The sequence below is a fragment of the Imperialibacter roseus genome (assembly GCF_032999765.1).
Lineage (GTDB): Bacteria > Bacteroidota > Bacteroidia > Cytophagales > Cyclobacteriaceae > Imperialibacter > Imperialibacter roseus.
Genome location: NZ_CP136051.1, coordinates 6,597,433 through 6,618,174, shown reverse-complemented (window position 1 = coordinate 6,618,174; position 20,742 = coordinate 6,597,433). Strand labels below are relative to the sequence as shown.

Annotated in this window: 20 protein-coding genes and 1 pseudogene; 12 read left to right on the top strand and 9 right to left on the bottom strand. The window is 47.9% G+C overall.

Going from position 1 to position 20,742, the window contains the following annotated elements:
* Nucleotides 1-166: 166 nt before the first annotated feature.
* The 9 genes and pseudogenes from RT717_RS27915 to RT717_RS27880 all read left to right on the top strand — a co-directional run bounded on the left by RT717_RS27915 (nucleotide 167) and on the right by RT717_RS27880 (nucleotide 7,455).
* Nucleotides 167-2,350, top strand: a complete 2,184-nt coding sequence (locus tag RT717_RS27915; protein ID WP_317489593.1) for a T9SS type A sorting domain-containing protein — start codon at nucleotides 167-169, stop codon at nucleotides 2,348-2,350.
* Nucleotides 2,347-2,745 carry a hypothetical protein gene (locus RT717_RS27910; protein ID WP_317489592.1) on the top strand — a complete coding sequence of 133 codons (399 nt, stop codon included), beginning with the start codon at nucleotides 2,347-2,349 and terminating at the stop codon, nucleotides 2,743-2,745. The genes RT717_RS27915 and RT717_RS27910 overlap by 4 nt, the downstream gene beginning before the upstream one ends.
* Before the next feature lie 126 nt (nucleotides 2,746-2,871).
* The gene (locus RT717_RS27905) at nucleotides 2,872-3,201 is read left to right on the top strand and encodes a hypothetical protein (RefSeq protein ID WP_317489591.1); all 330 of its coding nucleotides are present in this window, start codon (nucleotides 2,872-2,874) and stop codon (nucleotides 3,199-3,201) included.
* Between the two features lie 696 nt (nucleotides 3,202-3,897).
* On the top strand, nucleotides 3,898-4,386 hold the full coding sequence (locus RT717_RS27900; protein ID WP_317489590.1) for a hypothetical protein: 489 nt from the start codon (nucleotides 3,898-3,900) through the stop codon (nucleotides 4,384-4,386).
* Nucleotides 4,387-4,747: 361 nt separating this feature from the next.
* Nucleotides 4,748-5,077 carry a nucleotide pyrophosphohydrolase gene (locus tag RT717_RS27895; RefSeq protein WP_317489589.1) on the top strand — a complete coding sequence of 110 codons (330 nt, stop codon included), beginning with the start codon at nucleotides 4,748-4,750 and terminating at the stop codon, nucleotides 5,075-5,077.
* Complete coding sequence (locus RT717_RS27890) at nucleotides 5,074-5,526, top strand: GIY-YIG nuclease family protein (protein ID WP_317489588.1); 453 nt, start codon at nucleotides 5,074-5,076, stop codon at nucleotides 5,524-5,526. Before RT717_RS27895 ends, RT717_RS27890 begins: the two co-directional genes overlap by 4 nt.
* Before the next feature lie 39 nt (nucleotides 5,527-5,565).
* Nucleotides 5,566-6,717: pseudogene (locus tag RT717_RS28620) on the top strand (DNA/RNA helicase domain-containing protein); the annotation flags it as partial.
* 30 nt (nucleotides 6,718-6,747) lie between these two features.
* Nucleotides 6,748-7,275 carry a S24 family peptidase gene (locus tag RT717_RS28615; RefSeq protein ID WP_394854146.1) on the top strand — a complete coding sequence of 176 codons (528 nt, stop codon included), beginning with the start codon at nucleotides 6,748-6,750 and terminating at the stop codon, nucleotides 7,273-7,275.
* Nucleotides 7,276-7,455 carry a hypothetical protein gene (locus tag RT717_RS27880; RefSeq protein WP_317489586.1) on the top strand — a complete coding sequence of 60 codons (180 nt, stop codon included), beginning with the start codon at nucleotides 7,276-7,278 and terminating at the stop codon, nucleotides 7,453-7,455.
* A gap of 102 nt (nucleotides 7,456-7,557) precedes the next feature.
* Here the strand turns inward: RT717_RS27880 and RT717_RS27875 are convergent, their stop codons facing one another.
* The 4 genes from RT717_RS27875 to RT717_RS27860 all read right to left on the bottom strand — a co-directional run bounded on the left by RT717_RS27875 (nucleotide 7,558) and on the right by RT717_RS27860 (nucleotide 11,472).
* Entirely contained in the window at nucleotides 7,558-8,568 is a 1,011-nt protein-coding gene (locus RT717_RS27875) for a hypothetical protein (protein WP_317489585.1), read from the bottom strand.
* A 401-nt stretch (nucleotides 8,569-8,969) separates the two neighbouring features.
* The gene (locus tag RT717_RS27870; RefSeq protein ID WP_317489584.1) at nucleotides 8,970-9,161 is read right to left on the bottom strand and encodes a hypothetical protein; all 192 of its coding nucleotides are present in this window, start codon (nucleotides 9,159-9,161) and stop codon (nucleotides 8,970-8,972) included.
* Nucleotides 9,158-9,913, bottom strand: a complete 756-nt coding sequence (locus RT717_RS27865) for a hypothetical protein (protein WP_317489583.1) — start codon at nucleotides 9,911-9,913, stop codon at nucleotides 9,158-9,160. Before RT717_RS27865 ends, RT717_RS27870 begins: the two co-directional genes overlap by 4 nt.
* A complete protein-coding gene (locus tag RT717_RS27860; RefSeq protein WP_317489582.1) occupies nucleotides 9,913-11,472 on the bottom strand; it encodes a hypothetical protein in 1,560 nt (519 codons plus the stop codon). The genes RT717_RS27865 and RT717_RS27860 overlap by 1 nt, the downstream gene beginning before the upstream one ends.
* 774 nt (nucleotides 11,473-12,246) lie before the next feature.
* On the opposite strand from RT717_RS27860, the gene RT717_RS27855 reads away from it, so the two are divergent.
* The 3 genes from RT717_RS27855 to RT717_RS27845 all read left to right on the top strand — a co-directional run bounded on the left by RT717_RS27855 (nucleotide 12,247) and on the right by RT717_RS27845 (nucleotide 16,898).
* On the top strand, nucleotides 12,247-14,343 hold the full coding sequence (locus RT717_RS27855) for a hypothetical protein (protein WP_317489581.1): 2,097 nt from the start codon (nucleotides 12,247-12,249) through the stop codon (nucleotides 14,341-14,343).
* A complete protein-coding gene (locus RT717_RS27850; RefSeq protein WP_317489580.1) occupies nucleotides 14,330-15,412 on the top strand; it encodes a hypothetical protein in 1,083 nt (360 codons plus the stop codon). Before RT717_RS27855 ends, RT717_RS27850 begins: the two co-directional genes overlap by 14 nt.
* Nucleotides 15,413-16,004: 592 nt before the next feature.
* Nucleotides 16,005-16,898, top strand: coding sequence for a sugar phosphate isomerase/epimerase family protein (locus RT717_RS27845; protein ID WP_317489579.1), 894 nt, complete (start codon nucleotides 16,005-16,007; stop codon nucleotides 16,896-16,898).
* A 107-nt stretch (nucleotides 16,899-17,005) separates the two neighbouring features.
* On the opposite strand, the gene RT717_RS27840 is transcribed toward RT717_RS27845, so the two are convergent.
* The 5 genes from RT717_RS27840 to RT717_RS27820 are packed head-to-tail and all read right to left on the bottom strand — an operon-like array spanning nucleotide 17,006 to nucleotide 20,649.
* Nucleotides 17,006-17,794 carry an amidohydrolase gene (locus tag RT717_RS27840; RefSeq protein ID WP_317489578.1) on the bottom strand — a complete coding sequence of 263 codons (789 nt, stop codon included), beginning with the start codon at nucleotides 17,792-17,794 and terminating at the stop codon, nucleotides 17,006-17,008.
* Nucleotides 17,776-18,927, bottom strand: coding sequence for a methionine aminotransferase (locus tag RT717_RS27835; protein ID WP_317489577.1), 1,152 nt, complete (start codon nucleotides 18,925-18,927; stop codon nucleotides 17,776-17,778). Before RT717_RS27835 ends, RT717_RS27840 begins: the two co-directional genes overlap by 19 nt.
* Nucleotides 18,928-18,931: 4 nt before the next feature.
* A complete protein-coding gene (def, locus tag RT717_RS27830) occupies nucleotides 18,932-19,483 on the bottom strand; it encodes a peptide deformylase (RefSeq protein WP_317489576.1) in 552 nt (183 codons plus the stop codon).
* Nucleotides 19,480-19,896, bottom strand: a complete 417-nt coding sequence (ruvX, locus tag RT717_RS27825) for a Holliday junction resolvase RuvX (RefSeq protein ID WP_317489575.1) — start codon at nucleotides 19,894-19,896, stop codon at nucleotides 19,480-19,482. The genes def and ruvX overlap by 4 nt, the downstream gene beginning before the upstream one ends.
* A gap of 3 nt (nucleotides 19,897-19,899) precedes the next feature.
* Nucleotides 19,900-20,649 (bottom strand): iron-sulfur cluster repair di-iron protein, encoded by a 750-nt coding sequence (locus RT717_RS27820; protein WP_317489574.1) that lies wholly within the window; start codon nucleotides 20,647-20,649, stop codon nucleotides 19,900-19,902.
* Nucleotides 20,650-20,742: the final 93 nt, after the last annotated feature.

The window sequence follows — 20,742 nt, the reverse complement described above, 5'->3', positions numbered from 1 at the left end:
GAACGTCTGTATATCCGACCATCTGAGTGTCCGAGTGTCTGAATATCTGAACGTCCGAACATCCGATCGTCCAACCCGCCTCCCACTTTCCTACCCCGCCCTTTCTTTTAAAACTAATTCCTCCCCATTTTTGTCTTAACCAAAAGCAAACTCACTCAAAACCCTTTTGCGCCTCAGCTTTCTCCATATCATACTCATTGCCATTTTAACCCTGGCAGAAACCGTCGTAGCCCAGGACATCCCTGTTTTCCGGCCGACGGAGGATCTCACACTGACCGCCAAAGGCATTCAGCTGCGCCAGCCCTTCGCTGGTGGCATGCACTCCGGACAGTTTTTTATGTTTGATGCCAATGCCGATGGCGACGAAGAACTCGTCGTTTTCGACCGGGCAGGCGACGTCGTTAAAGTGTTCACCACCGAAGCCGGGCAGTATGTGTACCAGCCCGACCTTGCTCAGTTTTTCCCGTCTGACCTTGAGAACTGGATCATTCTGATCGACTACAATTGCGACGGACAAAAAGACCTGTTTACCTATTCTTCGTTCGGTGTTCGTGTCTTCACGAACACCTCCAACGCCGGCGAGTACCCTGCCTGGGAGCTGACAGAAGATCCGCTCTTCACGCAATCGGGTAATAACACCGTGAACCTCCTGGTCAATCCGTCAGACATCCCCTCCATTCAGGACATCGATGGCGACGGCGATGTCGACATTCTCGCCTTCAACTTCAGCTCCGGGCAAACGGCCGAGCTGTATGAAAACCGTAGCGTCGACAACACAGGCAACTGCGGTCTCGACTACGTACGTACTAACCAGCGCTGGGGCGGCTTCTCTGAGTGCAATTGCGGCAACTATCAGTTTGAGCCCTTCACCTGCGCCGACCCGTCCAGCCGGACAATGCACATCGAAGGAAAGGCCTTCCTGATTGCCGACATCAACGGTGACGGGAAACGGGATGCGCTCATTGGCCAGGAGACCTGCGACGGTTTGACCTACCTGATCAATCAGGGTACCGATGCCGATCCCAGCTTCGTGGAGCGGAACCTGTACCTGCCTGATTTCTCGCCAAGCCAGGGCGCCTTTTTCCCCTCTACTTTTCTCGCAGACTTCAACAAAGACGGCCAGGCCGACCTGATCCTCTCCTCGAACCACCGGGAAGACCTGACAGGCCTCGACTATAGGCGGTCAAGTTTTTTGCTTGCCAACAACGGCACCAGCGCAGTGCCTGACTTCGTCGCCCCGGAGCCTTTTTTGCAAAATGAAATGCTTGATGTGGGCGAAAATGCAGTACCCGTTGCCTATGACGCCACCGGAGACGGACGGCCTGACCTTCTCATCGCCAACAAAGGCCTGCCCGCCGTTGACGGCAGTTTCCGGTCAACCATCACACTGCTCCAAAATAAAGGCAATGGCAGCTTTGAGCTAAATACTTCCGACTGGATGGGGCTCAGCCAGCTGGGCCTCACCAACCTCAGCTTTCAGCTGGTGGACATGAACGGAGACGGTCACGCCGACCTGGTGCTCAAAGGGTATGGCCTCAATACTTTCGGCCTCAAAATCTTCTGGATTCCTAGCCAAGACGACACCTTCAGCGCTTCTGCTGCCCTGCCTCTCGCCATCGAAATCAACGCCACCGACTACCCCTATTTCTACGACATCAATGGCAATGGCAGGCTGGACCTGCTCCTGGGCCAAAGCAACGGCCGTCTCTCGCTGTGGCTCAACAGCGGCAGCAATACCTCCCCTAGCTTCAACACCAAAACCGACGCCTACCTGGGCATCGACCGCACGCCTGACCGCACCTTTCTCGTGCCCATGGTGGTCAATGAAGATGGCAACGGCTCGCCCGACCTCCTCCTGGCCGACAACTCCGGTGGGCTGCGGCTGATTCACGACTTTACCTCGCCAAACACTTCTGCACCAGAGGTCATCCAGCTTTACAATGCCATTCTCAACGCCACTCAGCCGCTGCATGCCGGCCGCAGGCTGTGGCCAGCCCTCGCCGACCTCACCGGCGACAATGCCAACGAGCTGATCATCGGCACCGCCCAGGGCGGACTTTTGGCCTTCACCGCCACCAACGAGCAGGGCAATCCCGGTGAGGAAGTAAAGCTTCAGGTCAATGTATTCCCCAACCCGCTTGAATCCGTCCGAACGCTGTGGGTAACCACCAACATCGATGCCGTCGGCATACTGTACAACGTGTCCGGGCAGCGATTAAGTGGGGAGCTGTCCTTCAGCCGCACTGCCACGGCGGAGATTGACCTGAGCAACTTTCCCACTGGCCTCTACTTGCTAAGGATCAGGTCTGGCAGCCAGGCCATTACCAAACGTATCATTGTAGGGCCATGACGAAAGCATTGTTTTACATTCAGCTGGGCGCCAGGGAGCAAATTGGCTTCGGCCACCCCTTTGGGCCGTTGCCAGCCTGGCAGGTGTACGACCTCGACAACCACGCCGACACTACCACCCTAAAATATGCCAGCCGTTTGCTCGGTGAAGCCGAGGAAGTAGTGCTGGTATTCAAACAACACGGGCCCTACCAATCCCTGGGTGGCATCACCGGTTTTCTGGAAAGTGTGATGCGAAGTAAAAAGGGAAATCCAACCGCCTATTCGTTGGGGCCGGTGATGTTGCCCGTGCTTGTCAACAAAAGGTTTGGGGTGCAGGAAAAGGATATTGAAAGAATAAAAGCACTGCTCGATAAACCTCTCGAACCGCCACAAAACACACCGTCCGCCCCTTAAAACAAAGACTGCAGCGCTAATTTTTGCAATAAGCCAAAGAATGGTACATCTGTAGAAAGTACAGCATTTCTGCGAGAAAGGCCGGAACGAGGGGTGCTACCTTTGTTTAACACCAAAGGAAAGCACATGAAATCGGCCATTCTCTTATCCGTACTACTTATCTCTTCGCAGTTGTCATTCGGCCAGAACATGGCTGCCGAAGCTGTCCAACCCGACGCTCTGCCCGTGGCTCCCCATACCGGCGACACCGTCGCCCGGGAAGATGACCAGAGCACAAAAACGATTGACTACAGCCGCTATAGCATGCCGAAGAAGGCAGCTGCCGAAGAAACCGCCACCCTAAGCCGCCAGGGAAAACGAAGGGCCATTCAGACACAGGAACGCTACGCCATTGGCCACTCTAAAACTTCACATAAGAAAAACAAAAAGAAGAAAAAGCAAGGAGCGATAAGATAAACTGCTTGCATGCCGATCGATTACCCGTCGGTTGCTGCCACCCCTAAAAGTAGCCGACCAGCCCTCGCCATTCGAAGCAACCCCCTTCCGCAACGCCATCAAATTAAAGAGGTTACTCTCTGCGCCCCTGCAAGTAGTTACCTCTTTAATCTTCCCAAACGAACGGGAAAACAGCACCTCAATCCCTCCATCAACAAATACTTTAATTGCTTTGGGCGTGTCCCCTTTGCCGCCGGAGTGTTAGCACTCTCCCGATAATCCGTGTCGGCGGCAGGGGTCGGGCCTTCACCAGTCGCCGCCCAACGCACAAAACACCAACAGCGGGCTCCAACAATGGCTCTGTCCCTCACGCAAGGAGGCACCGGTGGAAAAAGATGGAATTAGAGAAGCGATCGCATGGACGTTTCATTATCAACAATATTCCATATTACGATATGGAATAATCCGTCTGTGTCCGAAACGGAATCACCAGTCAGCGAAGCGTTTTCGCAGCCTTAGCGGAGAAATCCCCTAAGACAAGAAGAACCTGTAGACCAACTGCCATTACTTCGAAGTGACGTCGGAGTGGGCCGACGTAGAACTCGACGAAGGAATGAAGCCCCCTTCCATAGCACATTCTCTCCCTAGCTGCATTGTTACAATTCCTCGCTTTTTTCTGCCACTTAGGCTTATATTACCACCGAAAAACCGCTATCCGTGACACCTGCCAAATTCATCAAGCGTTGTAACCTCGCCATCTTCTTCATTGCCTTCCCCTTTGTGCTGGAGCAGGTGCTCCCCCTTTCCAAAACTGACGCAGAAGTCACCAAAACCTCCCGCCCGGCTAACTATGTAAGGCACAAAATCAAGTATTCAAGTGAAGAAGTCATCATCCACACCACTGAAGGCAATATCAGAGTGCCGCCCAACCATCTCAATATCATTAGACAAGGTGACGACGTCGTGGTATACAAAACGGTGTTCTTCAGAAAGCTGAAGCGGATTCACCTGCTGAGACAAGACAAAACCATCGACAGCATCAACCTGCTCTATCGCTGGTTTATCTTTTTACCCGTGGTCATGACCATCCTCGCCGTCGCCACAGTTCGGGTTGCCGACAATGAATTGGCAATGAACCTCGGCTCTGGCAACCTTGTGATAGGCCTCGTAGCTCTCTACATGCTGCTGAGAGATTATGTCAGTTGATTGAAACAGACGTTGATTCTTCCCTCCCGTTAAAATGTATGCCTTCACACAGATTGACACCAACACAAATGGGGCGAGTCTTCGCTAATCGAAGCAAGCACCGCCACCAGACAGTCATTCTCTTGGCCTTAGGTGGCCTCGTGCGGGTGAGAAGTCTCTAACTACTAGCGATAATACTCTTTGATTGTTTTCAACGACGATGCAAAAAAGTAAAGTGAGTCTTACGACACAAAGCACATGGCCACTTTCGATAAATCCACGAGTCAAAGTATCGACATTGCTCCTCAAATATTTACTTAAGAGATTCTTTGCGGTATATTTAAAAACGTAAAGAATCGTATTGCTTCCAACTAATAAGTCAATGGCAGAAATTCAAAAAATTATCAGCGAATTGATTCAATTCAGAGATGAAAGAGACTGGGCCCAATTTCACAACCCAAAGGATTTAGCTCTTGCAATTAATGTGGAAGCTGGAGAATTGTTGGAACTATTTCTTTGGAAGACTCCGGAAAATGCTAACAGGAATAAGGTTAAGGAGGAATTAGCAGATATTCTTGCTTATGCTTTTCTGCTTGCTGAAAAATACGAGTTTGATGTCAAGGAAATTGTCCTTGAGAAAATCAAGATCAATGGTCAGAAATACCCTGTGGATAAGGCAAAGGGAAATGCAAAGAAATACAATGAGCTATGATATTACCCAATAGCTTCGAAATCAAGCGATACGAATTTTCTTCAGATTTAACTAGAGTTCTAAGCAGTGAATACTTCGCTAAAGACCTTTGGCCAATTGTTTACATTATAAGTGATGATAACGTCAAAGAAGCCTATGTGGGGGAAACTACTGACGTGGACGCACGAATGACTGCCCATTTAAAAAATCAGAGAAAAAAGACGCTTACCACTGTTCACTTAATATCAAGCGTCAAGTTTAATAAATCTGCCACACTTGACATTGAATCAAATCTCATCAAATACATCTCAGGAGATGGTGTATACACATTACTTAATGGCAATCTGGGATTGGCAAATCACACCTACTTCCAGAAAAGAGAACTTTACTGGGATACCTTCAGGTCGATTTGGAATAAACTACGGGGAGAGGGAATAACAGAACATTCTATTGAATATATCGACAATTAAGACTTATTCAAATATTCTCCCTATAAGACGCTTAACAAAGACCAAAAGGATGGGCTACTGGCAATAATTAATAGCTTGCTCAGCGAGACCTACAAAAACACGATTGTTCAGGGCGGGGCTGGGACAGGAAAGACCATCTTAGCTTTGTTCCTTTCTAAAATTCTAAAATCACCTGACAACTCGTTCAATTTTAGGGAATTTCAGGAAGTAGAGGAGTTTACTGACCCTTTAAGCGAATTGAGAGTCAAGTTCCCCGATCCAAAAATTGGACTTGTTGTTCCAATGGCTTCATTTCGCAACACCCTAAAGAAAGTTTTCAAGAATGTAAAGGGACTCAATTCGTCAATGGTCATTGGGCCCGCAGAAGTTGTAAAACAGAAGTATGATATTTTGATTGTTGACGAGGCACATCGATTACGCCGAAGAGTCAACTTGGGTACGTATTTTGGCTCATTTGATTCAGCATGCGAAAAATTGGGACTCGACAAAGCGAGTTGCAGTGAATTAGACTGGGTGCTCCTTCAATCAAGGAAGTGTATACTTTTCTACGATGAGGCGCAGTCGATCAAGCCTTCGGATGTAAAAACAGAAGACTTCCAAAAGTTGAAGAACAGCCCAGACACCACTTTCTTAGGGTTGAAATCGCAGCTGAGGGTAAATGGAGGGAATGACTACGTCGAGTTTGTCAGTGACTTGTTAGACTGTCGGCTAGCGACTATTAATCAGTTTCAGAACAACGAGGAATTTGAGGTCTTGCTTTTCGAAAGTATAGATGATCTTGTAAGCGAAATAAAAGCCAAAGAATCACAATACGGTCTGTCTCGCCTGGTCGCCGGCTATTCCTGGGAATGGGTATCCAAGGGTGATGACACTAGAACCATGACTGATATCGAGATTGAGGGCACCAAGCTTCGTTGGAATAGTGTCGCATCCGACTGGATAACTTCCGAAGGTGCTATCGACGAGGTGGGCTGTATTCATACGACCCAGGGATATGACTTGAATTACATTGGAGTGATTTTTGGAAACGAAATCACCTACAATCCAATCAAGAAAGAGATCGAGGTAATAAAAGAAAATTATTTCGATCGAAACGGCAAAATGTCAATCAACAATATCGAGCAGCTGAAGGCATACATTATCAATATCTACAAGACTATTATGCTAAGGGGAATTAGAGGTGCTTATATATTTATCTGTGATGCTGAACTCCGAAAATATATGGCTCAGTACATTCCAGAGGCCCTTCACCATAAAAAATCGCCCCTGAGAATATTGACACAAGATGAAGCCAAGCCGTTTGAAAACTGCATCCCGATTTACAATCTGAGAGCAGCGGCTGGCAACTTCAGTGAATCCCAAATAGTGGACGAGTTAGATTGGCTTGAGTTGCCTTCAGATTTGCGCCCGAAAACGGATATGTTCGCATGTCAGGTTGTAGGCCGGTCAATGAACGTTGTAATACCTGATGGCGCCATATGTTTGTTTCGTAGATACCAGGGCGGATCGAGAAACGGAAAGATTGTGCTTGTCGAAAGCACTTCCCTCCAAGATGCTGACACAGGCTCTAACTATACCGTCAAAGAATACCATAGCGGCAAAACCATCGACGGAGATGGTTGGCAACACAATTCTATTACCCTAAAACCGTTGTCCGACGATCCTAACTATTCTGATATTGTACTGACCGCAGATGCCGCCCAACAGCTTAGAGTGATTGGAGTCTTTGATCGGGTTTTGGATAGTTGAATGAACATCAGCAGCAAAGGCTACGACACGCCTGATGAGGTAGGTAACTACAGCATAAAGCGCAACAAGATCAGTTTCTTGCCCAGTGCAGAGATGAGAGAGAATATGGGAAGAGTTAGCTACTCCAAGTATGTGGACACTACTGCTCCTCTATTGTTCAACGAACCTGATGAAGTATGAGAAGTACCCTTAGGTGTAAAAACCCAACCTAGAATCCCGCATGCGAGTGCGGGATTTTTTTTTGTGGTTGTGCTCCTCCGTACGCCGGCGGACACGGAGTATTTATACCGGCGCTTCTTTCTTCTTCTTCTTCCGACCTTTCCACCATCCCACCAGGAAGGTAACAATGGGGATGATAATGGATGTCAAAGCCCATTCCGGGTTCTCTCTTATAAACACCCACACGTTAACGAAAAAGCTACTGGCCTTTACGCCCACCTCTATCTCTCTGCGCTGAGCGGGGATCCTCTGTAGCCATTCCCCGTTGCTGCCCAGATTCTCCAGCACAAACACCAGCTGCTTATTGGAACCGGGGCGCAGCGGCTTGATGTACCAATCAAACCACTCTTCCCTGTCCTCAGAAAGTGTTCGCTCAAAGCTTTTGGCCTCACTCAACAATTCGAAATCAGCCGGATCGAACTCAACGGAAAGGCGAATTTTGTCTGTGAGCACGACCCTAAAGGCAGTGGTATTGTCAGCCGATTCATCGATAGTAATATTTTGAGCCGTCGCAATAGCCCCAATTATCTCCTGACGGTTTAATACCTTGCTCACTACTGCAGTAATAGTTTCCGGCACTGTCTCCAGCATTGTCGAAGGGCAATTCACCAATAGCTCTCCATCAAATTCCACCTCGCTTAATTCGCTGATCTGCTGTCTAAGGCCCATTTGCCTGGCAGCCAGTGTGTCTGCCAGGTATTGCTCCTGCCTGCTAATTTCGCCATTAGCCACCACGTATCGCTGCCGGTAGAGCCTGGAAACAGCCAGCAGGGAATCATACACCTCATCTATTGGGTTGCGGGCAACTATTGGTTCTGCCAATTCATTTCTAAAGCGCTCCATCATTGCCCTTGCCTCGTCTAATTCCGCTTCAGTGGCTAAAAGCATGGCCTCAACCGCCGCTTTTTCAGTTTTAGCAGCATCAAGCTCAATCAAACGAATGGAATCGTTCTCCATAAGGAATCGGAGGTCTTTCGCATGCGCCTCGCTCACATCTCTCTGCATTCTGGGGCTTGCACAGCCGATTAGCAGCAAGGGCAGCAAGGCACGTGTAAACAGTTGTGACAATTTCATAGCTGTAGTGATTTTAGGTTATCAATTTGCAAACGAACGCACACCTGCAACAGGCTAACAGAATGGTATTGGTTTGGTGTGTTTACCCAGGACAAACCGCCTTATCCCAATGGGTACAGTGACATAAAAATAACGTCTCTTCTAAATCGACCCAGGGCCAGACTCATGGGTTCGATCAATTGCTTATCAACCGGGCATTTCCGAATTTGAAATGAAAATACAAAATATTCAAAACTTGACAGTGGCCTTCGCTGCAAGATCAGTCCCCTCCCCAGGAATTTCGCCAGGGCATTGGAACGGATCCGCAGTTCACAGTCAATAAGACAGACGGCCCCCCGACACCTGCCGACGACATTCTCCGCTTTGCTGCCCCATCCCTCACTTTCCCATGCCCAATAACCTCACATGCACACATAGGTTACCTTGCCGTCAGGCCCCACCACCCTTACCTTTGTCTGGCCTTCCGGGCATTCAACCGCTGCAGTGGCTCCTGCTTTCTTTTTTCTGGATTGTACCACAGCTACGCTGCTGATACCATGCTTTTCCAGTAGTTTTTTGTAATCTTTGATTAGCGCTTCCATGTTCATGGTCATTCAGTTTTTAGCTTTACATATACTTTTAGCGAGTCTTTTACATTTTCAAGCTCGTTGCCGGCAGCGTCGAGGGCGGTAGCCACCAGCCATATATACTGATCGGGCGAAATAGTTCCGGGGGAATAGATGGCAGAGACTTTTGACTCTCCGTCACTGTTGAGCGACTCTGCCCTGAACGAACCACCCGGACTGCCGCCAAAGTCTTCGAAGTAGTCCATCAACTGCACTTTTGTGCCCTTGTCCACCCCGTTGCCCTCTTCGTTTCGCAGCCGGCCCGATAAGGTGAGCTCACTATCAAAGTTGGTATAAACGCTGAAAGCATCGGCCGTTAGAGAAATAGTTTTGGGAGGAGAAGCAACCACGGCGATGGTGTCGCTTACCACGTAAAGCCCTCCAAACTCAGGCAGCTCAGGTTCGGCCCAAATGCCCACTTTGCCTGATGAAGCTGGCGCCCGCCAGAATACCTCTGCCAGTACTTTTTCATTTCTCTTGATGGCCTTCGTAGAAATCTTGATCCCCTCACCATCGACAAAGCTGCCTCCAGTGGACTTTACCACTACCGTTCGCAGTGTGGGATCGGTATCGGCATTTAGCTCAAGAGTAACTTTTACGGTGGATGACCCATCGGCCTTCACCTCCGACTTTGAGAGCTTCATGGTGATGACGTCACTGATGGCTGGTGCCTCGTCCTCAACACAAGCGGTGGCGAGCACGCAAAATAACATCATGGGGTAGTATATATTCTTTTTCATCAGAGACCGAATTTTCCTGTTAGTTTCGAAAGTTGTGCGCCAAAATCCACATCGAGGCTAATACCTGCATAGTATCGCATCACCAGGTCGTTGTCGATAATGAGAGGAATTGGGTTTTTCTTGTTGAGCAAGGCCACGCCGGTGGTGAATGAGAGTGAACGAGTCAGTTTATAGTTGGCACCCCCCAGTAATGACATTTTGCTATAGAAGTCGCTATACTGATCATCTTTTATTTCAATGGCAGAAAGCGCAAGGCTAAATGAAAAGCGGTGCAAAAATTGGTTTTTCAGGTGCTTATAGGGAATCTCCTTGTTGACTTGCCTCAGGTAGAAAGATACACCAAACGTGGGCCTGACAAATAGCTGGTCGGCATTGGTGCCATTGGCAAAGATGCTTACCAAGCCTATTTCCGGAATAATGAAATAGGTGCCTCTTGTTTTCAAGCTTAGCACTTCATTGGTGCCCGAAAACCAGGTGGTATAGCGAATCTGGTCGCTTGAGTCCAGTATCTCCATCAGGTCCCCGTTGAGGTCGGACAAAAACTTTTTGTTGGATGTCATCTGCACAATGATCGCCCGTAAATCAGTGAGCAGGCCGGTGTACACTGAGGTGTTGACGTTGTCTCTCAACTGAAGCCACTCAGTCATCGCCCTCAGCTCGTTGAAATATTTCAGGGAGCTGGAGAGGTTGCCTATTCGCTTTTCAAGTTCGTAAATTTTGGCTGGCTGCCCACCGGTGCTATTGATGGGGCCATAGCTACCCTCGTAAACCCCTGAAAGCTTGCCGGCATCGAAAAGACTCCAGAGCAATGCCACCAGCTCGGGGCTAAGCTTTCTGAGCGCAGCATCTTTTTCAACAATGGCGAGATTACCTTTATTCAGGTGGCTAACAGCTGGTGAAAAAGTGGCGGAATATAAAGAATTGAAGGCGGGCGCAACATTGGCACTGTAGAAGTCCTTGATTGCTTTGTGATAGGCCTTGCGCAACTCCTGACCTCTTGCTTCAGGCGAAAGGTTCAGTTGGGCCACTTCCCGGTTGGCGTCAGTTATCCACGTTGATCCAAATGATGTGACAGGGGCATCTTTAAAGGTAGGTTGTAATTTTGTAAGAAGGGCATTCAACTTTTTGTATGCCTTATCGTCCTCACCATTCTTGAATTCATTAAAAACGCCATAAAGCTCCATGAGGGGGTCTTTCCTGAACTTATGTATCAATCTGACCTCCAGTGTGAGGTCTGGAGGAAGCGCTTCAATATCCAGGAAGGCATAATTTTCAAAATGCCTGGCCTCTTTCTGGTAAAAGGGCTCAACGGTCTGGGGTTTTATTTGAATTAGGGGATTCTTTTCGTCGGTTAGTTCGCCATTTTTATAATATCGTCGATATAGCAAGACCTTCTCGATTGACTGGTGCTTGTCTTGTACTTTTAAAATAAAAGGTTCATCAAATGGCAGCTGTCCCTTTACAGTTTTTGTGAGCGAGTCCACTACATACACTTTCTGTCCGGGCGAAAGCAGTGGCAGAAGCAAAAGGGTAAATAAATAGGTTAGCGCTGGTTTCATTTTTTACCTTTAAGATACTGGGAGTTCCTTTCAAGGTCAATACTCATTATTCTGTATTTAATTGAGACCCAGCTGAATTGATGGCCAAAAGGCGCTTCTATTTCGATTGGCTCGGGTTGACAAGGCATCGTTCCCTCTTCTGTTGCGCCAGGTGGCGCTTCTATATGCCGTACCTACGGCACTCGCTCTGCGTTGCTTCTCTGCTTTTGGCGTTACCGCTGTGTCGTCCCTAACGGGACTGGCGGTGCCGCTAAGGCAGGTCGAATTCGAGCCCTGAAAGGGCGGAATACCACTGCGAAGGGTGCTAGCCCTTCGCACCAAAGCAGCCACGCCACGGCGATACTTTATATGCCGTACCTACGGCACTCGCTCTACTCCACTGCGCTACTTTTGGCGTTACCGCCATGTCGTCCCTAACGGGACTGGCGGTGCCGCTAAGGCAGGTCGAATTCGAGCCCTGAAAGGGCGGAATACCACTGCGAAGGGTGCTAGCCCTTCGCACCAAAGCACCATCACCTCAAACCTCACCTTGTGTTTCTGTCGCTACTTTCTCCCTCAAAACCCAACGCCTATTTGCAAATAAAAAATAAGTACGTATTTTAATATCTCATTATATTATTTCAGCATAGAACCTATTTTTAGCCGGATGGAGACAGTTTTACCAGGGGTTTTATATAAATCATTTTTTAAAATAGCGGGATACCATCTATTAATTTCATCTCCACAGGCATGATATCGAAGGTATATAGCCCTGCATTTTACCTGATTTTATGGATGCTTCTGCTGGCAATTGTGCCTCAAAGTCATGCCCAGCAGCCCTCAGTTCCCCCACAAGAAGGCGACACCCTCGACAATGTCACCATATCGGAGGCAGAAGCCCGCAACATCATGAAAGGCCTGTTTGACCTGCCCCGGCTCACGCATTCCCTGGCCCTGGGCCGCATTGCCAAAGACGAGCGCCTCACCGCCTTTACCGACGGCTTCATGCAGCGCAACAATATCCAGGTGCTCACCATCGGCTATATCGAGAGCGATGAGTTCTGGCCCAGGATCTTCCGGCAGCAGCGTCTCAACAAAATCAACAAGGCCGACAACGACAACCTGCTGGCTGCCAAAATCATCTTTGTCCCAGTAGCCACAGAAGGGCCTCCAACTGGCTACACCACCCGGCTGGAGCTAACGGGCAAAACATCGACGGTCTATGAGCTGCTTAGTATCAGCCAGGCCGAGGTAGATTCTATTGCCGTCTCCACCAGCCAGCAGCAGTTAGGCTCCACTACCTTCGCCACGCCCAACGAAGCCAAAGAAACCGTGGTGAGTGCGCTGATAGCGGCGCTGCAGAGGGTGGAAGAGTCTCAGCTCATTGTTGAAATAGAAGTGGATAGTGCTTTAATAGTTGGAGATACAACTGAAGTGATATCTGTAATAGACGGGATTGGTAGGAATGCAGATCTTGTGGTTATCAATACGGTTCAGAACATTTTCATATCCGGGGAGGAGAGAGTTGGGATAACATACAGCATAAAGGATACTCTTAGTCTCAACTTCAGTAAACTCGAAATCTTCCGGTTAACAGAGGAGGACACGTTAGATGTTATTGCCTTCTTCGGCCTTCCCGTTGGCGACCAGGTTGTTTTCAAAGATGGACGAGATACCAGTGAAGGTTGGCAAGGTACAAATTCGCTCGATGAATTTGTCGAAGCTGGGAACTATCTTATCAAGCTCACCGTCACGACAGATGATATCTATACTAACGGATATGAGAGTTATGAAGTTGTTGAAGCGGTACAACCAGTCCAAGAAGTACCTGATTACATCTATGACTATTTTGTAACCGACAGCGATGCTTGGTATCGAGAAAAGGAATCCCCTTATAAGACAATTACCCCGGAACCGAAGACAAATATCTTGGCCCAGGGCCTTCAAGTTGCCCTCTTAGATGTTGTAAGAGATAGCAATGATAAAGATGTTGCGAAAATGAATGTAAAAAGTACTGGAGAGGTTGAGTTTACAACATTGAGTAATATCACTCAAGTAAAAGGTTTTGCGACGGAGAGAAACTACAGGTTACTCAACGATTATACGGCTTTGAAAATTCCTTTTTTGGGGAATTCATCAGAAAAGACTTACGAAACCGATACGGAAATTGCTGCAGACAAGTATTTTGGTATCTACATTAAGGTGTCGGGAGAAAAAAGTGAAATAGAAGGACACTGGATTTCCAAGTCGTCCCTCATATGGATCGACCTGATCGAAAAAGAAGAATTTTTGGAAGAAACGAAGAATGCTACTAAGGTTGGCACTAAATTTACAGGGAATCAAACGAGCGTAGCATGCAATGTTTGTGTTCGATCTGCACTACTGATCTTGAAAGAAGATCCTGCATTGTTTCCCAAGGAAGGAAGTGCTTTTTATGATCCGGCGAATTCATTTGATGTTAGTTACCCGAAAGGATATATCACCAACCCCGGGCAAGCGAAGAACATCAAAGAAGATTTTGATATTCTTTCATCTAAACCTGATTTAAGTTCCCGGTTTACTAAAATTGAAAAAAAGGATGATGAAGATTGGGAAGTATATTTTAAAGGGCTTCAAGACAAAGCTGATGCAGGTGGCATCATTGTTGGAACTCTTTTAAGCTCCGATGGATCCAGCGGACACGTGATGATGATTACTCCAGGCGGGTTGATTGACATCAGTGAAAGCACTCAAAAATGGGGTGAATCATTTGCAAGAAAAAGTAGAAATGTGTTAAAAGTACCAAGAGTTTTGGAATGTGGTACAGGAGCCAGAAATAATGAAGCTCCATTGTGTAGAAATGTTGATTACGTAGGTGCAACAAAGCGATTGAAATGGTATGAATATAACTAATCAAATTTATCTAGTATTTGTTTCGCTCATTGCTCTGACCAACCATGGTTTGGTTGCTCAAGAGGTAGGTTTTAGCAAGGCAAAGGAACATGTTAAGGCATATAATTTTGAAAAGTTTGATGTCGAACGCTTTTCATTATACTCAATAGGGTCTGATTCAGAAAAAGTGTTTTTCTTCTATGAGAACTTAAAGGACCGAAAGGGAAAAATTTTGTTCATTCAAAATAATACTCTTATAGACGCTTCGAAAAATTATTCCTTTGCAATACCGGATAAAGAGTCCGATGAAACCGGCTACATTACAACTAGATCTGTAGATGGTAGATTCTTCTTTTATTGCAAAGACTACTTTGACGACACAAGTGACTATGGTTATTCCAGGCTTTTTATTTATGACTCGGGACACGAATATTTTCTAGACAGCGTCTACAATGCGGATAAGAAGATACATATTTCGTTTAGTACGGGAGGTCGATACTTGTTGGTCAATACGCTAAATACCTACGCCGATTACTACAACCCTGAGCAGGATAACCGTATAATGGTATATGATTTAAGTGAGATCGGTCAAGGGAAAATCAATAGGGAATACATTCCTTGCATGCACTGTTCTGATAGCTATTTGGTAGGCGACAACTTGTTTTTTACCATAGGCCGGAAAGATGGCTACAATGGATTCAGCAACAAAGACATATATATGGCGCCCTGGAGGAGTTTGCAGGATTCAGTTAAGATTGCGGCTAACACAGATATTTTAGCAATTTCGCCCGATGGTAAGTCAATTCTAGGCACCCGGTTTTGGGACCGGCAAAAAAGCACAGCAGTGGTTGTAGATGTAGAGCAGAAAAGATATCAGATGTTATTGGGTAGAGATTATGCCGAACATAATGCATTTTTTTTTCCTTTTGATAGCAAATTTGTCTTTGATTTTAAGGGATACCTTATTTATGTGGATTTTCCAGAAAAGTACCCATTTGACGCTTTAAAATGGCGCAACGAGCAGATTCCAGACTGGACGGATGAAGAATTTTGGAGACCATATGAACATACTCCTCTGCCAGAAAAGTAAATTATTAACGCATACTTGGTTGGCTTGAATAACAGTAATTTGCGCATCCCAAGGGGCGCTGTCAATGTATATGGGCTATGCCAGATGGCTGATCTCCCAAAAGTTTAACGATAATAGCGCATCCTGGCCGGGTTGGCTTGTGGATTTTTTCTTGAAGCCCGCAGCTTTCCTACCCGATTTGTCTCCAATTAACCGCAACCAAGCGGCCGATGCAATCGCCATTTTTACACACCCCGTTTCCGTTATCGCTCAAACGTCGATCCTTTGCTGGCCACTCGGGTCTATTAGCCCCCACTATTCTATATACCGTACCTACGGCACTCACTCTGTTACCCAGCCGCTTGTTAGCGTTACCGCCATGTCGTCCCTACCGGGACTGGAGATGTCGTTACAGTTACCCGCTGTCAAGCACACGCTCTGTAAGGATCCGGACGGAGTGTCATATCCATGCGACGGGCTTGCACCCTTCGCACCAAAGCAGCAATGTCACTCCCAGTCACCCCATCACCACACCAGTTTGTTACAAATGACACCTCAAGGTTCCATCTATTAATGGTAAATTGAGAAACTTAAACACCCTCAAGAATTGAAGATGAATCGAAGAACATTTGTTAAGTCTGCCGGTGCGCTGTCGGCAGCTGCGCTGGTGCCACTCACTGGCTTTTCAGCGGCCAGGAAGCCAAAATTCAAAATGGGCTTGCAGCTCTTCACCATCAGGGATGCCATGGCCAAAGACCCGGTCAGCACCCTGAAACAGGTGAAGGCGCTGGGTTATCGGGACACAGAAATCTACGGCTACGACGGCGCAAAAGGCACCTATTACGGCATGAAGGCCGCCGACTTCAAAAAGCTTTTGAACGACCTGCAACTCACCGCCACCAGCGGGCACTATGATTTTTCTTCGTATTTCAATCAGCCCATGGACACGCTGCTCGGCTACCTCGACCAGTGCATAGAGGGCGCCAAAGTGATCGACGCCAAATACATCACCTGGCCCTGGCTGGCACCCGACTACCGCACACCCGACAATTTCAAAGCGCTGGCCGACAAGCTCAACCAAATGGGCGAGCGGGTGCAATCGGCCGGGCTCGGCTTTGCCTACCACAACCACGACTTCGAGTTTGCTCCGCACAATGGTGTTAAAGGGTATGACATCATTCTGAGCGAGACAGACCCCCAGCTTGTCAAATTACAGATGGACATGTACTGGGTGGTGCGCTCCTCCAACTCAACTCCTGCTGAGCTTATTGCTGCCAACCCGGGCCGCTACGTGATGTGGCATATCAAAGACATGGACAAAGTGACCCAGGATTACTCCGAGCTGGGCAACGGCTCCATCGACTACATCAAAATGCTATCGACCATCGACGCCGATGCGTTGGAGTACTATTATCTGGAGCAGGGGGGCAACTTCGCCACCAATTCCATGCAGAGCATCGCCGACAGTGCGGCGTATTTCAAGAAGCATTTGCAGAGGTACTTGTAGTGGGCAATTTGGAAGAGGCACCACACCAACTATAGAAGCATCGAAACCAGGGCTGTTTTAATATGGAGCCTCAAATAAGAGGTTCCATCGCTTAGTGCGTCGTCGGGCTATTTCACCTCAAACTCATCCGCCTCTTTATAGAAAGGATACCTGTTTCTGAAAGCAGCCATTTCCTCGTAGTTAAGGGTTGCCTCCAGTATACATTCTTTGCCCTCATTGAAAACGAGCTCTTCACCTTTGTGGTTGTAGGCGGCGGAATGTCCCCGGTACTGCGCTTTCACGCCATCCACTCCTATGCGGTTGACGCCAATACAATACGACAGGTTTTCTATGGCTCGGGCTTGAAGTAGCGTGTCCCACGCATTGACTCTCGGCGCTGGCCAGTTGGCCATGTACACCAGCAGATCGAAAGCGGCTGTGTCGTCTTCCCATTTGTTGCGGGCCCACACGGGGAAGCGCAGGTCGTAGCAGATCATGGGGCAAATTTTCCAGCCCTTCCATTCAAAGATCAGCCGTTCAGTGCCCGGAGTAAATCCATCGGCCTCACCAGCGAGCGCAAACAGGTGGCGCTTGTCGTACTGATGGTGGGTGCCATCAGGCAGCATGGCTATGAAGCGGTTGTAGTACTGGCCCTTTTCTGTCACGATATAGCTGCCAAGTATCGCCGCCTGAGTCTGTGCTGCCTGCTGCTTCATCCAGCGGAAGGTCTTGCTGTTCATGGGCTCAGCCAGCTCCTTGGCTTTCATACTAAAGCCTGTGGTGAACATTTCGGGCAGCACAATGATGTCCGGTTTGTTCCTGATCTTCCATATTTTTTCCTCAAACATGTGGAGGTTGGCTTCAATGCTTTCCCAATGAAGATCGGCTTGTATGAGGGCTACTTTAAGATCCTGCATAGTTTTTCGGCTCCTTGAATGATGGTTTCGTCCTGCTTGGCAAAGCAGAACCGCAATACTTTGTGGTCGGTGCGGTTGTGATAAAACACCGACACCGGGATGCTGGCCACTTTCATTTCTTTGGTCAAACGAATAGCCAGGTCGTAGTCATTCTCTTTTGTTATTTCGTCATACGACACCACCTGGAAATACGTGCCGTGGCTGGCCAGCGGTTTCCAGTCGGTGCCTTTGATACAATCGAGAAACAGGTCTCGCTTTTTCTGAAACATGGGGCCAATGCCCGAATAATGATCGCCCGAGCTCAGGTAAGCGGCAATGCCAGCTTGCATCGGCGTGCTAACGCTGAATGTGAGGAATTGGTGTACCTTTTTCATTTCCACCATCAGCTCAGGGTGGGTGACCATATAGCCTATTTTCCAGCCCGTCACGTGAAAGGTTTTTCCGAAGGAGAACACAGCAATGGCCCAGGGCTTCAGGCTGGGCCTTGAGAGCAGGCTGTGGTGTTTTTTACCTTCAAAAATGATGTGTTCATAGGCCTCATCGCCGAGGATGTAAATCCCATGCTTATGGGCCAGGCGTTCCAGCTGCTCCAGGTCACTCTCCGCCAAAATGGCACCACTGGGGTTGTGCGGCGTATTCACCACAATCATGCGGGTGCGGGACGTAATGCTGTCTTCTACCTGATCCCACGGAATGCTGTAATCCGGAAAATTGAGGGGAATAGGCACCATAGTGCCGCCTGCCAGGGCAATGCAAGGTTGGTACGAATCGTAAGCCGGTTCAAACACAATAACCTCGTCGCCCTCCTTTACCAGGGTAAGGATAGCACACACGATCGACTCGGTAGCGCCGGCCGTTACCATCACTTCGGTTGCCGGATCGGGCGTCCAGCCGAAAGTGTGTTGTACTTTTTCCGAAATCGCCTTCAAAAGAGGTGGGTAGCCAGGCATGGGGGCGTACTGATTCAGCCCGGCCTTCATGGCCTTCATCACTTCCTCTGCCAGCTCTTCCGAAATAGGGAAATCAGGGAACCCCTGCGAAAGGTTAACGGCCCCCTCATCCAGCGCCAGTTTCGACATCACTGTGAAAATACTGGTACCTACGTCTGGCAGCTTCGAGGAAATGGGCGTCATGCAGTTATCTTTTCACGGGAATTTTCAAACGATAGTCAGCCGACACTTTGCCCCTGCTGATATTCACAAGTTTATTCTTGATAATCCTCTTTTTGAAAGCAGTGAGATGGTCAGTGAAGAGCACGCCTTCAATGTGGTCGTACTCATGCTGAATAATACGGGCCTTCATGCCTTCGTACGTCTCTGTATATTCTTTCCAGTGCTCGTCGTAGTAGTTCACCGTGATGCTGTCCGGCCGTTGCACATCGTCCCTCACGCCGGGAATGCTCAGGCAACCTTCTTCCATCACGACAGGCTTGCCATCTCTTTCTACAATTTTGGCATTGATGAACACCTTCCTGAATCCCGACAATTCGGGTTCTTCAAGCGGTGACCCATCCACCACAAACAGCCTGATAGACATGCCTATTTGCGGCGCTGCCAACCCAATGCCGCTAGCACTTCGCATGGTTTCAAACATATCCAACACAAGCTGCTTTACATCAGATCCCTTTTCTATATCAGCCGCCCTCTTCCTCAATACGGGATCACCATATACTACTATAGGGTAAATCATAATCTATTACTCTCCATGTACGACTGCAGTATAATCACTGCACTTATTTTATCTACGTTTCCTTTAATTCTTCTGTCCTTTTTCTTCATGCCCCCGGCAATCATGGTGTCCATGGCCATTTTGGAGGTGAAGCGCTCATCAATCAAATGAACGGGCATTTCTGCAAATTCCTTTTTGAGCTGCACCAGAAACCTATTCACGAGCAATGTGCCATTGGTGTCGGTATTGTCCAGTTTTTTTGGCATTCCCACCACGAAAGCATCCACAGTTTCCTTTTGCAAATATTGCTTTAAAAACGCAATAAGTTCATGCGATCGAACCATTTCGAGCGGTGTGGCAATCAGTTGTAAGGGATCGGTGACGGCTATACCAGTTCTTTTGCCTCCGTAGTCAATGGCAAGAATACGCCCCATGTGCTAGTTCCAGCGGATTTTTCTGTTGATCAACTCCTGCACACTCTTTTCAAGCATGAGCGCCTTGGGGAAAAGCACTTCGTCCTCAATAGACGCATGTTGTACCAACTCTTTGTCAAATGCCTTGAACTCCTCATAAATAACCTTCAGGTGAAGGTCATTGTTAGGGTTATGCTGGTAATCACCAGTTATTTCTCTTATGCCTTTCAATTCATCTTCCGTATGGTCGTGATCGAGCGCCGCCTCCTGAATAGAGTACGACTCCAGCATGTAGAACAATTTACTTGAAGGCATGGTGCCCTGCTGAACTTTATACAACGAATTCACATAAGCAAAAAGCGTGTCTTCTTCCTCGTACACGTGGTGTATGAAGTCTTCCAGAAACAGGGGAAAAACAAACTTGAGGTCGTCAGCCAATGTCTTGCTCACAGCAGATCGCTGATCAAGCCCATTGATAAGGCGGGCCAGGTAGGGCAGTTTTTGCTTGATGAATATGTGGTGTGAATGCTTCAGGTATTCAATGATCAGATCAACCGGATAGGTGGAAATGGTGTTTTTGTCAAACTGGCTTTGTGGCTTGTAGCGCTCCATATTGCGAAGTACCTTATCCAAAGGAAGGTTTTTTTCTTTGCAAAGAGCCTCCAAAGTATGCCCCGAGTATTTGTAGAAAGCCACCCCAAAGTAGTCGAGCACTTTAGCGAACACGAAGTTCTCGTCGATGATAGAATTAATGGTTCTTTGGGCAAGCTTCACGCTACAGATTCTGATTAAGAAGCAAATATACACATTATGGTTGATGGTGTAAACGCTGAATATTAAAAACTTACCATTGCCATTGACCAACTA

What these genes read in the sequence shown, in the direction of transcription:
- RT717_RS27910 (WP_317489592.1), top strand. Translation starts at nt 2,347, where the DNA reads ATGACGAAAGCATTGTTTTACATTCAGCTGGGCGCCAGGGAGCAAATT.
- RT717_RS27905 (WP_317489591.1), top strand. Translation starts at nt 2,872, where the DNA reads ATGAAATCGGCCATTCTCTTATCCGTACTACTTATCTCTTCGCAGTTG.
- RT717_RS27895 (WP_317489589.1), top strand. Translation starts at nt 4,748, where the DNA reads ATGGCAGAAATTCAAAAAATTATCAGCGAATTGATTCAATTCAGAGAT.
- RT717_RS27890 (WP_317489588.1), top strand. Translation starts at nt 5,074, where the DNA reads ATGATATTACCCAATAGCTTCGAAATCAAGCGATACGAATTTTCTTCA.
- RT717_RS28615 (WP_394854146.1), top strand. Translation starts at nt 6,748, where the DNA reads ATGGCTCAGTACATTCCAGAGGCCCTTCACCATAAAAAATCGCCCCTG.
- RT717_RS27880 (WP_317489586.1), top strand. Translation starts at nt 7,276, where the DNA reads ATGAACATCAGCAGCAAAGGCTACGACACGCCTGATGAGGTAGGTAAC.
- RT717_RS27875 (WP_317489585.1), bottom strand. Translation starts at nt 8,568, where the DNA reads ATGAAATTGTCACAACTGTTTACACGTGCCTTGCTGCCCTTGCTGCTA.
- RT717_RS27870 (WP_317489584.1), bottom strand. Translation starts at nt 9,161, where the DNA reads ATGACCATGAACATGGAAGCGCTAATCAAAGATTACAAAAAACTACTG.
- RT717_RS27865 (WP_317489583.1), bottom strand. Translation starts at nt 9,913, where the DNA reads ATGAAAAAGAATATATACTACCCCATGATGTTATTTTGCGTGCTCGCC.
- RT717_RS27860 (WP_317489582.1), bottom strand. Translation starts at nt 11,472, where the DNA reads ATGAAACCAGCGCTAACCTATTTATTTACCCTTTTGCTTCTGCCACTG.
- RT717_RS27855 (WP_317489581.1), top strand. Translation starts at nt 12,247, where the DNA reads ATGCTTCTGCTGGCAATTGTGCCTCAAAGTCATGCCCAGCAGCCCTCA.
- RT717_RS27850 (WP_317489580.1), top strand. Translation starts at nt 14,330, where the DNA reads ATGAATATAACTAATCAAATTTATCTAGTATTTGTTTCGCTCATTGCT.
- RT717_RS27845 (WP_317489579.1), top strand. Translation starts at nt 16,005, where the DNA reads ATGAATCGAAGAACATTTGTTAAGTCTGCCGGTGCGCTGTCGGCAGCT.
- RT717_RS27840 (WP_317489578.1), bottom strand. Translation starts at nt 17,794, where the DNA reads ATGCAGGATCTTAAAGTAGCCCTCATACAAGCCGATCTTCATTGGGAA.
- RT717_RS27835 (WP_317489577.1), bottom strand. Translation starts at nt 18,927, where the DNA reads ATGACGCCCATTTCCTCGAAGCTGCCAGACGTAGGTACCAGTATTTTC.
- def (WP_317489576.1), bottom strand. Translation starts at nt 19,483, where the DNA reads ATGATTTACCCTATAGTAGTATATGGTGATCCCGTATTGAGGAAGAGG.
- ruvX (WP_317489575.1), bottom strand. Translation starts at nt 19,896, where the DNA reads ATGGGGCGTATTCTTGCCATTGACTACGGAGGCAAAAGAACTGGTATA.